This is a genomic window from Brachybacterium tyrofermentans, from assembly GCF_014897585.1.
In the GTDB taxonomy this organism is placed as follows: Bacteria; Actinomycetota; Actinomycetes; order Actinomycetales; family Dermabacteraceae; genus Brachybacterium; species Brachybacterium tyrofermentans.
Map to the genome: position 1 here is coordinate 110,863 of NZ_JABUXW010000014.1, position 13,280 is coordinate 124,142.

At 70.7% G+C, this 13,280-nt stretch carries 13 protein-coding genes; 9 read left to right on the forward strand and 4 right to left on the reverse strand.

Features of this window, described 5'->3' with window-relative positions:
* Positions 1–58 precede the first annotated feature (58 nt).
* Entirely contained in the window at positions 59–445 is a 387-nt protein-coding gene (locus tag INT49_RS11980) for a DUF1844 domain-containing protein (RefSeq protein WP_193117970.1), read from the reverse strand.
* Positions 442–816 carry a hypothetical protein gene (locus tag INT49_RS11985; RefSeq protein WP_193117971.1) on the reverse strand — a complete coding sequence of 125 codons (375 nt, stop codon included), beginning with the start codon at positions 814–816 and terminating at the stop codon, positions 442–444. Before INT49_RS11985 ends, INT49_RS11980 begins: the two co-directional genes overlap by 4 nt.
* Before the next feature lie 373 nt (positions 817–1,189).
* Between INT49_RS11985 and infC the strand changes: the two genes are divergently transcribed.
* The 5 genes from infC to INT49_RS12010 are packed head-to-tail and all read left to right on the forward strand — an operon-like array spanning position 1,190 to position 5,403.
* Positions 1,190–1,768, forward strand: a complete 579-nt coding sequence (gene infC / locus INT49_RS11990) for a translation initiation factor IF-3 (protein WP_226850415.1) — start codon at positions 1,190–1,192, stop codon at positions 1,766–1,768.
* 25 nt (positions 1,769–1,793) lie between these two features.
* Positions 1,794–1,988 (forward strand): 50S ribosomal protein L35, encoded by a 195-nt coding sequence (rpmI, locus tag INT49_RS11995; protein ID WP_193117972.1) that lies wholly within the window; start codon positions 1,794–1,796, stop codon positions 1,986–1,988.
* Between the two features lie 58 nt (positions 1,989–2,046).
* Positions 2,047–2,427, forward strand: coding sequence for a 50S ribosomal protein L20 (gene rplT / locus INT49_RS12000; protein WP_193117973.1), 381 nt, complete (start codon positions 2,047–2,049; stop codon positions 2,425–2,427).
* A gap of 19 nt (positions 2,428–2,446) precedes the next feature.
* Positions 2,447–3,349: a TrmH family RNA methyltransferase gene (locus tag INT49_RS12005; protein ID WP_193117974.1), complete on the forward strand. Its 903-nt coding sequence runs from the start codon at positions 2,447–2,449 to the stop codon at positions 3,347–3,349.
* On the forward strand, positions 3,346–5,403 hold the full coding sequence (locus INT49_RS12010) for a cytochrome c oxidase assembly protein (RefSeq protein ID WP_193117975.1): 2,058 nt from the start codon (positions 3,346–3,348) through the stop codon (positions 5,401–5,403). Before INT49_RS12005 ends, INT49_RS12010 begins: the two co-directional genes overlap by 4 nt.
* Before the next feature lie 52 nt (positions 5,404–5,455).
* On the opposite strand, the gene INT49_RS12015 is transcribed toward INT49_RS12010, so the two are convergent.
* Both INT49_RS12015 and INT49_RS12020 read right to left on the reverse strand, forming a co-directional pair.
* The gene (locus tag INT49_RS12015) at positions 5,456–6,076 is read right to left on the reverse strand and encodes an MBL fold metallo-hydrolase (RefSeq protein ID WP_193117976.1); all 621 of its coding nucleotides are present in this window, start codon (positions 6,074–6,076) and stop codon (positions 5,456–5,458) included.
* Positions 6,073–7,173 (reverse strand): S-(hydroxymethyl)mycothiol dehydrogenase, encoded by a 1,101-nt coding sequence (locus INT49_RS12020; protein WP_193117977.1) that lies wholly within the window; start codon positions 7,171–7,173, stop codon positions 6,073–6,075. The genes INT49_RS12015 and INT49_RS12020 overlap by 4 nt, the downstream gene beginning before the upstream one ends.
* Positions 7,174–7,364: 191 nt before the next feature.
* Between INT49_RS12020 and pheS the strand changes: the two genes are divergently transcribed.
* From pheS to INT49_RS12040, 4 genes are read left to right on the forward strand one after another with little or no spacing between them, the layout of a single operon-like run.
* Positions 7,365–8,471, forward strand: coding sequence for a phenylalanine--tRNA ligase subunit alpha (pheS, locus tag INT49_RS12025; protein ID WP_193117978.1), 1,107 nt, complete (start codon positions 7,365–7,367; stop codon positions 8,469–8,471).
* A gap of 1 nt (position 8,472) precedes the next feature.
* Positions 8,473–11,091, forward strand: coding sequence for a phenylalanine--tRNA ligase subunit beta (pheT, locus tag INT49_RS12030; protein ID WP_193117979.1), 2,619 nt, complete (start codon positions 8,473–8,475; stop codon positions 11,089–11,091).
* Positions 11,088–12,284, forward strand: coding sequence for a family 20 glycosylhydrolase (locus INT49_RS12035; RefSeq protein ID WP_193117980.1), 1,197 nt, complete (start codon positions 11,088–11,090; stop codon positions 12,282–12,284). Before pheT ends, INT49_RS12035 begins: the two co-directional genes overlap by 4 nt.
* 16 nt (positions 12,285–12,300) lie before the next feature.
* Positions 12,301–13,152 carry an EndoS/ChiA family endoglycosidase gene (locus INT49_RS12040; RefSeq protein ID WP_193117981.1) on the forward strand — a complete coding sequence of 284 codons (852 nt, stop codon included), beginning with the start codon at positions 12,301–12,303 and terminating at the stop codon, positions 13,150–13,152.
* The last annotated feature ends 128 nt before the right edge of the window (positions 13,153–13,280 follow it).

Genomic DNA, 13,280 nt, shown 5'->3' on the forward strand with positions numbered 1-13,280 from the left:
AGCTGCGGGAGCCGTGCGGCCCGGATGAGCCGTACGGCACTCATGAGCCGCTCGGTCCTCAGGAGACGCGGCCGGTGTACTTCTCGCCCGGGGCCTCGCCCGGGGCCTCGCCCGGGCCATCGGGGAACGGCAGCGCCTCGGCGAAGGCCAGCTGCAGCGAGCGCAGGCCGTCACGCAGGGACCGGGCATGCTCGTTGCCGATCTCCGGAGCCGAGGCGGTCACCAGGCCGGCCAGGGCAGTGATCAGCTTCCGCGCCTCGGCGAGGTCCTGGTACTGCCCGGTCGCCTCGTCCTCCGCGAGCCCCACCTTCACGGCGGCGGCGCTCATGAGATGCACGCAGGCCGACGTGATGATCTCGACCGCGGCGACCTCGGAGATGTCGCGCAGCGCATCGTCGGAGCTCTCGTCCGCGGGGGCAGGTGCGGGGGTCTGGTTGTCGTTCACAGGGTGTTGTCCTTCGTCGTGGAGGGGGCAAGGTCGTCGGTGGCGACCAGGGGGTCGAGAGTGCGGGCGGAGCGGTCCGGGCCCGCAGCGCATCGCGCCGCGGCGTCCGCGAGAGGGTCGTGGATCGTCCCTCCTGCAGTCTCCAGGATCGTGCTCTCCTCGATGATCGCACCCACTGCTGCACCGGGCTCGGGGCGCAGTGCGCGATAGGCCAGGATGCTGCCGCCGATGGCGACCACCAGCACCAGGACCGCGACGACCACCAGTGAGATGATGATGTCCCGTCTGCGCCGCGGATCAGGAGGGGTGCTGCCGGGAGGGGCGTCGCCCTCGCGCTCAGGGTCTCCGACAGGGCTGCGGTCGCTCTCCACGGAACTCCTCGTTCATCACTGGTCAGGGACGCGACGCACATCACCTGGACTGCGCGAGCGCTCCTGCTAGGATAGGGGATCGGAACAGGTCGAAACCCTCGTCACATCGTTCCTCAAGTGGAGTCCCTTCCCACCTCGTAGCAAACAGCCCGCAGCTCTCGAGCTCGGCGCGAACCGTTGCCAGGTCAGTATCGCAGTCGGGCGGCAACGCCCGATCGTCGGGCCGCAATGCCCGGCAGGCGCTCCGGCGTCGCGCACCTTGGGGCCTCCGCATGAAGCGGGGGCCTTTCGTCTTGTCCGACTCGAACCAAGGTGAGGAGCCAACATCAGCGAACAGCGCATCAATGGTCAGATCAGGGTCCCGAAGGTCCTTCTGGTCGGGCCCGCCGGCGAGCAGGTCGGTGAGGTCCGTGTCGAGGACGCACTGCGTCTCGCCGCGGAAGCCGATCTCGATCTTGTCGAGGTCGCACCCGGCGCGAACCCGCCGGTCGCGCGTCTCATGGATTACGGCAAGTACAAGTACGAAGCCAACCTGAAGGCCCGTGAGGCGCGGAAGAACCAGGCGAATACGGTCCAGAAGGAAATCCGTATGGGCCTGAAGATCGACGTGCACGACTACGAGACCAAGCGTCGCAACGTGGAGAAGTTCCTCGATGGTGGCGACAAGGTCAAGGTCATCATCCGCTTCCGTGGTCGTGAGCAGTCCCGTCCCGAGAGGGGCGTCAAGCTTCTCGGTCGTATGGCCGAGGACGTCGCCGAGTACGGCTTCGTCGAGTCGCACCCGCGACAGGACGGTCGCAACATGGTGATGGTCTTCGGACCGCACAAGAAGAAGGCCCAGGCCATGGCCGAGGCCCGCAAGCGCAAGACTGACGCCGAGAAGGCTGTTGCCCGTGGCGGGGACGAGTCGTCCCAGCCCGAGGCCGACGCCGAGCCCGGCTCCGAGTCCTGAGAACGTACGAAGGAGAACAGGCACCATGCCGAAGAACAAGACCCATTCGGGGACCAAGAAGCGCATCCGGGTGACCGGGTCGGGCAAGCTCATGCGGGAGAAGGCGAACGCTCGCCACCTCCTGGAGCACAAGTCCTCCACCCGCAAGCGCCGCCTCGGCACCGACACCACTGTCGCCAAGGCCGACGTCAAGCGCATGAAGAAGCTGCTGGGCCGCTGATCGCCCACGTGGGAGCCCTGCTCCCGCGCCCCTGAATTTACGATCGAAGGAGTATCACGTGGCACGCGTGAAGCGGGCGGTAAACGCCCATAAGAAGCGTCGGGAAATCCTTGAGCAGGCCAGCGGCTACCGCGGCCAGCGCTCGCGTCTGTACCGCAAGGCGAAGGAGCAGGTCCTGCACTCGCAGACCTACAACTTCCGCGACCGCAAGAAGCGCCAGGGTTCCTTCCGTCAGCTCTGGATCCAGCGCATCAACGCGGCATCCCGCGCCAACGGCCTGACCTACAACCGCCTCATCCAGGGCCTCGGCCTGGCCGGCGTCGAGGTCGATCGCCGCATGCTCGCCGAGCTCGCGGTCAACGACGCCCCGGCCTTCGCCGCGCTCGTCGAGATCGCCAAGAACGCCCTCCCCGAGGACGTCAACGCCCCGGCAGCCTGACATCGCGCCACACGACGCGATGACCGAGCGCCCGGATCAGTCCCCGATCACCTCCCCCCGCTCCGAGCGGGTGCGGAAGGTGGCGGCACTGGCCGGGCGCTCTGCTCGTCGCAAGCAGCAGATGTTCCGCGTGGAGGGGCCGCAGTCGATCCGTTCGCTGCTCGCCCATCGCGCCGATCTCGCGCGCGAGGTGTTCACCACCGCCCGAGCCGACGCCGCCCATCCCGAGCTGGCGGACCTTGCCCGCGAGGCCGGGATCACGGTGCACGAGGTGGAGGACCAGATCATCCGCGCCATGGTGCGCGAGGACGCCACCGGGCCGAGCCCTGACGGCGCGCAGCCGGACGGCGCGGCCAGCGGCACCCTGACGAGCCCTCAAGGCGTGCTGGCCCTCGGACATCTGCCCGCGGAGGACCCGTCGGCCGCCGTCGCGGCGATCGCCGCCCTGCCGCAGCAGCAGCCGGTCACGGTGGTCGTCCTGCACGAAGTGCGTGACCCCGGCAACGTGGGCACGCTGATCCGTACGGCCGACGCCGCCGGAGCGGACCTGGTCGTGCTCACCCGCACCTGCGCCGATCCCTATGCCCCGAAGGCCGTGCGTGCCTCCGTGGGAAGCCTCTTCCATCTGCCGGTCGTCACCGGCGCCGAGATCGACGACGTGCTGGAGGCTCTGCACGGCGCGCAGGTCACCGCCGCCGCGACCAGCGGCTACGCGGAGGCGGAGCTGTTCACGGCGGAGCTGCCCTCCCGGATCGCGTGGATCCTCGGGAACGAGGCGCACGGACTGGACGAGCACACCCTCGAGGCGGCGCCCCTGGCGGTGCGCATCCCCCTGGCCGGGCACGCCGAATCCCTGAACGTCCACACCGCCGCGACGGTATGCCTGTTCGAGACGCTCCGCCGCAGGCAGGCCCGGGAATGACCTCACGTGCCCTGCGCATCGGGGCGGCCGTCGTGCCGATGCTGCTGGTTCTCACCGTCGCCTCCGCGCTGGTCGGGCTGCTCGCCACCGGCGCCGCCACCCCGGCGACCCTGGTGCCCGCGTCACCGCTGGTCACCTGGGGTCTGCCCGTCGTCCGAGCCCTGCACCATCTGGGGCTGCTGCTCGCGATCGGAGCCGGCGGCACCGCCGTGCTCCTCCAGCCCGGCCCGTCCCGGCGCGAGGTCACGACGCTGGATCCTGCGCGACGCGCCACCGTCCGCCTCGGCGCCGTCGGTGCTCTGCTGTGGGCCGTCGCCGCGATCGCCCAGATCCCGCTGGGAGGGCTGGAGGCCGCGGGATCGGGCTCCGGACTGAATGTCTGGGACATCGCGCTCGGCACCGATCTCGGCAAGCTCCAGCTCTCCGTGGGGATCGCCGCGACGATCTCGGCGCTGGCCTATGCGCTCGCGCGGTCCACCACTCTGGCCTGCTGGGGGCTCGCCTTCGCCGGGATCGGGGTGGGCGCCCTCGGTCTGGCCGGCCACGCCGGGGCGAGCCTGGACCACACGAACGCGGTCAACGCGATGGCGCTGCACCTCGTGGCCGTGTCGGTCTGGGCCGGCGGCCTGCTGGTGATCGCACTGATCGCTCCACGCCTGGAGGACGCGCAGCTCGCCACGACCGTGCGCCGCTTCTCGCCCTGGGCCCTGGCGGCCGTGGCGTCGCTCGCGGTCAGCGGGGTGCTGAGCGCCGTCATCCGCCTCTCGGGCTGGAGCGACCTGCTCACCACCGGGTACGGCCGCGTCGTGCTCGTGAAGGCCGTGGGGCTGCTGGTCCTGGCCGGGATCGGTGCCGCCCAGCGTCGACGGCTCGGGGACCGGCTGCGCTTCCGGCACCTGGCCGCGACCGAGGGGATCGTGATGGCCGCCGTGATCGGCGCCTCGATCGCCCTGGGCAGGTCCGCCCCGCCCGTGCCGCAGGTGGTCCCCGCCGTCGGCGATCTGAAGACCCTCTCGCTGGTCGGCTACCTGCCGCCCGCGAAGGCCTTCGGCCCGGGAACCATGTTCACGGTGATCCAGCCCGACTGGATCGCGCTCCTGCTGGCTGCGGCGATGGCCGCGCTCTACGTGACGGGCGTCGTGCGCCTGGTGCGACGTGGGGACACCTGGCCGTGGATCCGCACGCTCGCCTTCCTGGCCGGCTGCGTGGCCTTCGCCTGGGTGCTCAGCGGGGGAGCGGCGGCCTGGGGCCGGTTCCGCTTCGACGCCCACATGGTCCAGCACATGGCGATGATGATGATCGCGCCGCCGCTGTGGGTGCTGGGCGGGCCGGTCACGCTGCTCTCCCGCGCCGTCGCCCCGCGCACCGACGGGTCCCGGGGGATCCGCGAATGGGTGCTCGCCGCGCTGCACTCCCGGTACGCGCAGATCCTCTCCTCCCCGCCGCTCGCGGGCCTGATCTTCGCCGGCTCCCTGGTGATCTTCTACTTCTCGCCCCTCTTCGAGGCCGCGATGTACTCCCACCTCGGGCACGTGCTCATGACGGTGCACTTCCTGGCCTCGGGCTACCTCTTCGCCTGGGTGCTGATCGGGGTGGACCCCTCGACGAAGCCGATCAACCCGATCCTGAAGCTGATCACCCTGCTGGTGACGCTCGCCTTCCACGCCTTCTTCGGCGTCGCGATGGTCTCGGCGACCTGGCTGATCGCCCCGGACTGGTACCACCAGCTGGCGATGTACACCGATGAGCAGCTGATGCTGATCCAGGTGCGCGGCGGCACGATCATGTGGGCGATCTCCGAGGTCCCCACCGTCGGCTACGCGATCATCGTCGCCGCGATGTGGATGAAGTCCGACGACCGCCGGGCCCGCCAGTACGACCGCAAGGCCGAGCGCGACGGCGGTGCCGAGCTCGAGGCGTACAACGCCTACCTCGCCAGCCTGCAGGGCAGGGCCGGCGCGCCGTCGGCCGCTCCCTCAGTCTCGGGAGCGGCCGACGAGGAGCCCGCGCAGGGGGCGTCCCCGCGCGAGGACGAGTCGCCGCCGCCGACCTGACGAGGCGACGAGCTCGCGGGGTCGGATCCCTCGGGACCCGACCCCGGGCCGCTCACAGCCAGTCGCCGCGAGCTGCCGCCTTCTCGGTCCCGATCGTGGTGTCCGGGCCGTGGCCGGTATGCACGACGGTGTCGTCCGGCAGCGCGAACAGACGCTCCCTGATCGACTCCTCGATGGTCTCCCGCGAGGAGAACGAGCGACCGGTCGCCCCCGGACCGCCCTGGAACAGCGTGTCGCCGCTGAACACGGCGCCGAGATCCTCGACGTAGTAGCAGGTCGCCCCGGGGGAGTGGCCCGGGGTGTGGAGCGCCTCGAGGTCCACGCCGGCGATCGTGAACATGTCGCCGTCCTGCACATCGTCGTCCCAGGGCAGGTCACCGTGGGTGAGCTGCCAGACCTCGCGGTCCGCAGGGTTGAGCAGGATGGGCGCCTCGAGCTTCTCGGAGAGCTCGGGGGCCATGCGCACGTGGTCGTCATGGGCATGGGTGAGCAGGATGCCGACGCACTCCCGATCACCCACCAGCTCCAGCACGGTCTTCACATCGTGCGGTGCGTCGAACACGACGCACTGCTCCTCGTCACCGAGCACCCACACGTTGTTCTCGACCTCGTGGGTCTCGCCGTCGAGGCTGAAGGTGCCCGCCGTGACGGCGTGGGCGAGTCGCGCGGTCATCGGCCGACCTCCGCCACGGTGCGCAGGGTGTTCCCGTCGTGCAGGGCGTCCAGCGCCCCGTCGACCCCGGCGAGATCGGTGCGCCCGGTGACGAACCGGTCCAGCGGGAGGCGACCCTGGAGGAACAGGTCGATGAGATAGGGGAAGTCCCGTTCGGGCAGGCAGTCGCCGTACCAGGAGGACTTCAGCGAGCCGCCCCGGCCGAAGATGTCCAGCATCGGCAGCGTGAGCTCGACGTCCGGGCGGGGGACCCCCACCAGCACCACGCGACCGGCGAGGTCACGGGCGTAGAACGCCGTCTCGTAGGTCTGGGGGATCCCGACCGCGTCGACGACCAGATCCGCTCCGAAACCGCCGGTGAGCTCCTGGACCTTCTCGGCGACCTCCTGCGGGGAAAGACCCTTCGTCGCGAGGGTGTGGGTGGCCCCGAGCTCCTGAGCGGCGGCGAGCTTCTTCTCGTCGACGTCGAGGCCGATGATGGTGGTCGCGCCGGCGAGCTTCGCGCCGGCGATCGCCGCGCAGCCCACGCCGCCCAGGCCGATCACAGCGACGGATTCGCCGCGCTGCACCGCGCCGGTGTTGATCGCGGCGCCGATGCCGGCCATGACGCCGCAGCCCAGCAGCCCGGCGACCTCGGCCGGGGCCTCCTCGGAGACCTTCGTGCACTGGCCTTCGTGGACCAGGGTCTTCTCCGCGAAGGAGCCGATGCCGAGCGCGGCGGTCAGCTCGGTGCCGTCGCTGAGGGTCATGGGCTTCGAGGCGTTGTGGGTGTCGAAGCAGTACTGCTGGACGCCCTTCGTGCAGGCGCGGCACTCACCGCACACGGCACGCCAGTTCAGCACCACGTAGTCGCCGACCTCCACATGGGTGACGGACTCGCCGATCACGGAGACGCGACCGGCGGACTCGTGACCCAGCAGGAAGGGGAAGTCATCGTTGATGTCGCCGTCGCGGTACGCGAGGTCGGTGTGGCACACACCGGTGGCCTCGATGTCGACGATGACGTCGTGCGGACCCGGATCGGGGATCACGATGTCGACGAGCTCGGCGGGCTGCCTGGCGGCACGGGCGACGACACCCTGGACCGTCGTGGACATGGGGGCCTCCTGACTCCTCGGGGCGAGGGTAGACGTTGTCCCCTCCAGGCTAAGCGATGTGGCGTGGATTGCCTCGTGCGGAGGTCCGTCGCCGATCCCTCCTAGAATGGTCCGCGGTGCCCCCGCTCCGGACGTCGCTCCGGCGCGGCGCCCGTGACCACTCAGGACTTCTCAGGACGAAAGCGATACCCGTGTCCGACACATCCCCTGCGCCCGAGGCGCCCTCGATCGACGAGGCGGCGATCACCGCGGCGATCGATGCCGCGCTCGCTGCGATCGCCGCTGCCCCCGATACCGCCGCGCTGAAGCAGGTGCGCATCGAGCACGTGGGCGATGCGAGCGTGCTGACCTCCGCGAACCGCGCCATCAAGGACCTCCCCAAGGACCAGAAGGCCGCCGCCGGGAAGCTCGTGGGCCAGGGCAAGGGCCGGGTCCAGAAGGCACTGGCCGCACGCCAGGGCGAGCTCGCCGCCGCCGAGGAGGAGGCAGCGCTCGCCGCGGAGACCGTCGACGTCACCCTCCCCACCGACCTGCGACCCCGCGGCGCCTCCCACCCGCTGACCGTGCTCCAGGACCGCATCAACGACTTCTTCGTCGGGATCGGCTGGGAGATCGCCGAGGGCCCGGAGATCGAGTCCCAATGGCTGAACTTCGACGCGCTCAACGCCGACCCCGAGCATCCCTCCCGCTCCCTGCAGGACACCCTGTACGTGGCGCCCGAGGGCTCGGGGATGCTGCTGCGCACGCAGACCTCCCCGGTGCAGATCCGCTCGATGCTCGAGCGCGGCGCCCCGCTGTACGTCGCCTGCCCCGGCACCGTGTACCGCGCCGACGAGATCGACGCGACGCACTCGCCGATGTTCACCCAGGTCGAGGGCCTCGCCATCGACAAGGGCCTGACCATGGCGAACCTCGTGGGCACCCTGGACGCCTTCGCCGCGCACATCTTCGGCGGGGCGCCGATCACGCGCCTGCGCCCCAACCACTTCCCCTTCACCGAGCCCAGCGCCGAGATGGACTTCCGCTGCTTCAGCTGCGGGGCCCGCGAGGGGCTCGACCACGACGCGGACCCGAACTGCCGGGTGTGCGGCGGCACCGGCTGGATCGAGATGGGCGGCTGCGGCATGGTCCACCCGAACGTGCTGCGCGCGGCCGGGGTGGACCCCGAGGAGTACCAGGGCTTCGCCTTCGGCCTCGGGATCGAGCGCATCCTCATGCTCCGCAACGGAGTGTCGGACATGCGCGACATCGTGGAGGGCGACGTCCGCTTCTCCCAGCACTACGGTACGGAGATCTGAGATGCCCCGCATTCCCCTGACCTGGCTCGCCGAGCACACCGAGCTGCCCGCCGGAACCTCCGCCCTGCAGGTCGCCACCGACCTCTCCCGCGTCGGCCTCGAGGAGGAGGCGATCTTCGGCGCCCAGGTGACCGGACCGCTCGTCGTCGGCCGCGTGCTGGAGCTCGTCAAGGAGCCCCAGAAGAACGGCAAGACGATCAACTGGGTGCGCGTGGACGTCGGCCCCGAGCACAACGAGGACCTCGACAACCCCAAGGACCCGCAGCCCGGCGAGGAGCGACCCAGCCGCGGCATCATCTGCGGCGCGCACAACTTCGTCGAGGGAGATCTCGTCGTCGTCTCCCTGCCCGGCACCGTGCTGCCCGGCGACTTCGCGATCGCTGCCCGCAAGACCTACGGCCACGTCTCCGACGGCATGATCTGCTCCGGCGACGAGCTGGGCCTGGGCGAGGACCCCACCGGCGAGGACGGCATCATCGTGCTGGGCCGCGGCCACGCCGAGGGCCTGACCGGCGAGCCCGGTGACGACGCGATCGCCCTGCTCGGCCTGGCCGACGAGGTCGTCGAGATCAACGTGACCCCGGACCGCGGATACTGCTTCTCGATGCGCGGCGTGGCCCGGGAGTACTCCCACGCCACCGGTGTCGCCTACACCGATCCGGCCTCCACCGTCGAGATCCCCTCCGCCGAGGACGGCGGGCTCGCCGTCCGGCTGCGCGACGACGCCCCCATCCGGGACGTCGAGGGCTGCTCGCGCTTCGTGGCTCTCGAGGTCCGCGGCGTGGACCCCGCTGCGCAGACCCCGCGCTGGATGGCGCGTCGGCTGACCCTGGCCGGCATGCGCCCGATCTCGCTGATCGTGGATGTCACCAACTACGTGATGCTCGACCTCGGCCAGCCGCTGCATGCGTACGATGCGGACGAGGTCGTCGCCCCGATCGTGGTGCGCCGCGCCCAGAAGGGCGAGAAGCTCACCACCCTGGACGACGTCACCCGCACGCTCGACGCCGAGGACCTGCTGATCACCGACAGCGAGGGCGGCGAGGGCGCTCGCGTGCTCGGCATCGCCGGCGTGATGGGCGGGGAGTCCACCGAGGTCTCCGAGGGCACCGCGAACATCGTGCTCGAGGCGGCGACCTTCCACCCGATCTCGGTGGCCCGCTCCGCGCGACGCCACCGTCTCCCCTCGGAGGCCTCCAAGCGCTTCGAGCGCGGCGTGGACCCGCAGCTGCCCCGCGTGGCCGCCTACCGGGCCGCCCAGCTGATCGTGGAGTACGGCGGCGGTGAGATCGCGTCCCGCATCACCGACGAGGGCGGCATCGCGGGGCCCGCGGCCGCACCGATCGCGCTGCCGCTCGGCGACGCCGAGCGCGTGGTCGGCATCGCCTACACCCCGCAGCAGGTGCGCAGCAGCCTCGAGATGATCGGCTGCACCGTGGAGGACGGGACGGGCGACGGTGCCGAGGGCACGCTCGCCGTCACCCCGCCGTCCTGGCGCCCGGACCTCGTCATCCGCGAGGACCTGATCGAGGAGATCGCCCGCCTGGTCGGCTACGAGACCATCCCCTCCGTGCTGCCCACAGCCCCCGGTGGTCGCGGCCTCACGCGCGCTCAGAGAGCTCGCCGCGCCGCGAACCGTGCACTCGCCGAGGCCGGGCTCGTCGAGGTCACCTCGTACCCGTTCGTCGGCGAGGGCATCTTCGACGCCCTGCGGTACGCGCAAGACGATGCCCGCCGTGGCGCGGTGCGCCTGCTGAACCCGCTGGCCGACGACGAACCCCTGCTGCGCACGTCGCTGCTGCAGACCCTGCTGCCCGTGGCGCGACGCAACCTCGGCCGCGGCGAGGAATCGGTGGCGATCTTCCAGCTCGGCACCACGTCCCTCTCCCGCGGAGAGGGCTCCCGCTCGCCGGTCCCCGCCGCTGCGCAGCGACCCTCCGACGCCGAGCTCGAGGCCATCCTGGGGGCGCTCCCGCTCCAGACCCGCACCCTGGCAGCCGTGGTCGGCGGCGCGTCCGGTCCGGGATCGTGGCAAGGCGAGGTCGCCCCGTGGGGCTGGGCCGATGCCTTCGACCTGGCCCGTCGCGCGGCCGCCGCCGTCGGCGCGGATCTCGAGGTGCGACAGACCGAGCGCGCGCCCTTCCACCCCGGTCGCGCCGGCGAGCTGCGGGTCACCGCGGCCGACGGGACGAGCACGGTCATCGGCCACGCCGGTGAGCTGCACCCCGCCGTGGTCACGGAGTTCGGGCTGCCCGCGCGCACCAGCGCCCTCGAGCTCGACCTCGAGGCGCTGATCGCCTCCGCCCCGGCAGTGATCGCGGCGGCGCCGGTGCCGACGTACCCGGTGGCGAAGGAGGACTTCGCCTTCGTGGTCGACCAGAGCGTGCCGGCCGCGGCCGTCGAGGCGGCGATCGTGGTGGGCATCGGCGACCTCGCCGAGAGCGTCCACCTGTTCGATGTCTTCACCGGTGAGCAGATCGGTGAGGGCAAGAAGTCGCTCGCGTTCGCGGTGCGTCTGCGGTCCGCCGAGGCCACCCTGACCGCGGAGCAGATCGGCGCGGCGCGCTCGCGCTGCATCGCGGCGGTCGATTCGGCCGTGGGCGGCGTGCTGCGCGCGTGACCTCCTCCGACAGCGGCGCGGGCCGCCGGCTCCCGACGGACCGGCGGCCCGTGCCGTCTGCGTCGGGGCCGACGGCGCCCAGCGGGCTCGGGGCCGCGGACTACCGCGGCCTGAGCCTCGACGTCGGGCGCAAGTCCTTCACCGCCGACGCCGTCGTGCAGCTCATCGGCCGGCTCGGTGAGCTGGGCTTCACCGCCCTGCACCTCCATCTCACCGAGACCCATCGTGTGGGGGTGCGGCTCCCGGGCTTCGAGGAGCTCGCGGCCGACGACGCCTGGGGCACGGAGGACGTGGCGCAGATCGTGGCCGCGGCCGAGGCGGCCGGCATCGCGCTCCTGCCCGAGATCGATCTGCCCTCCCACGCCGCGGCACTGCTCGTGGGGCGGGAGCATCTCCAGCTCGTGGATCGCCACGGCCACGTCCACGAGGACCGCCTCGACATCTCCCGGCCCGAGGCCCTCGAGCTCGCTCTCGACCTGATGGAGGCCGTCGCCGGACTGTTCCCCGGCGACGCGATCCACCTGGGAGGGGACGAGTTCTTCGCGGCGCCCTGGGAGGACGAGGACGCCCAGAACCCCGAGCGCTTCCCGAGCCTTCTCGCGCACGCCCGGTCACTCGTGGGGCCGGCGGCGACGGCTCTGGACTCCTACGCCCTCTTCGTCAACACCCTCGCAGCTCGAGCGATCGAGCTCGGCCGCACTCCGCTGCTGTGGAACGACCATGTGGTGCCTGCCTCCGACGAACCCCTCGCGCCGATCAGCACCGACGTGGTGCTCGACGTGTGGATCCGCTGGCGGGACTGGACCCCGTCGGTCGAGGATTACCTGCGTTCCGGGTATCGGGTGATCAACTCCCACGGCGACCAGCTCTACGCCGTGCTCTCCGAGGACGGGCCCTTCGCGCCCCATGGTGCGCGGCGTTTCGGCCTGCTCACCGACACCTTCTCGCCCCGACGGTTCATGGGCCTCGCTGCTGAGGACGTGCATCTCGAGGTCCCAGCCGTTTCCGCGGGAACGCCCGACCCCGTGCTCGGGGCGTCCCTGTCCGTGTGGTGCGACGCCCCGGACGTGATGGGGGAGCGGGAGCTCCTGGAGCGCCTCGACACCTGGATCGTGCCCTTCGCGCGGATCATGGCGGCCACTGGCCTGGCAGAGAGCTCCGAGGCATGGAACGATGGGCGCTCAACCGATTGAGTACCGAGGAGACATCGTGGTCGCCAGCCCTTATCCGCGTACCGCCCTGCAGATGGCGTATTTCAGGACATGGCATGACAGGGTCGCTGACCCGACGAAGCCCAACAGCTTCGGAGACATCCCGGCCGAGGTGGATGTCGCCTTCGTCTTCCCGGATTTCACCCCGCCGCAGAACCCTTTCTGGCGCACTCTGCGCGAGGAGTATGTGCCGGCGCTGCATGAGAGAGGGACTCGTGTCGTGCGCACGACCGACATCAGCGCCCTGCTCGATCCGTCCTTCCCCGACACCGCGACCGGCCACCGGGACCTGGCGGAGAAGCTCGTGACCGAGCTGGTCCACGAGCACGGTCTCGATGGACTGGATATCGACATGGAGAGCTATCTCGATGCGGAGCAGGCCGAACGCGCCGCGGGCGTCTTCCACGAGCTGGCGCGGCTCGTCGGCAAGGAGTCCGGAACGGACTCCCTGCTGATCTACGACACGAATCTCGGCGGTGACGAGCAGGTCTTCCAGCACACCGCTGATCTCTACGACTACGTCCTGGTGCAGTCCTACGGTCGCACGGTCGAGAGCCTGCAGGAGACCTGGGACAGTTTTGCTCCGCTGATCCCGGCGGAGCGCTACCTCATCGGGTTCTCCTTCTACGAGGAGTTTGACCTCAACCGGTGGGACGACACCTCGGAACCCTTCGAGACGTCACGGGCAGTCGACTATGCGGACTGGCAGCCGGACGGCGCCACCAAGGCGGGGGTGTTCTCCTACGCGGTCGACCGCGACGGAGTGGAGTTCCTCGACGACAGGATCACGGAAACGGGCTACACCTGGACTCGCCGCCTTTCGGAGCGTCTGCACCGCGGCGACGCGTGAACCGTCTTTCGGAGCGTCTGCACCGCGGGGACGCGTGAACCTTCTGCAACGCAACGCAGCGCAGCGCAATGCAATGCAGTTCCCCGCAGCGCTCTGGGGACCGTGGCGCGGCCGTGGCGGTGAGGAAA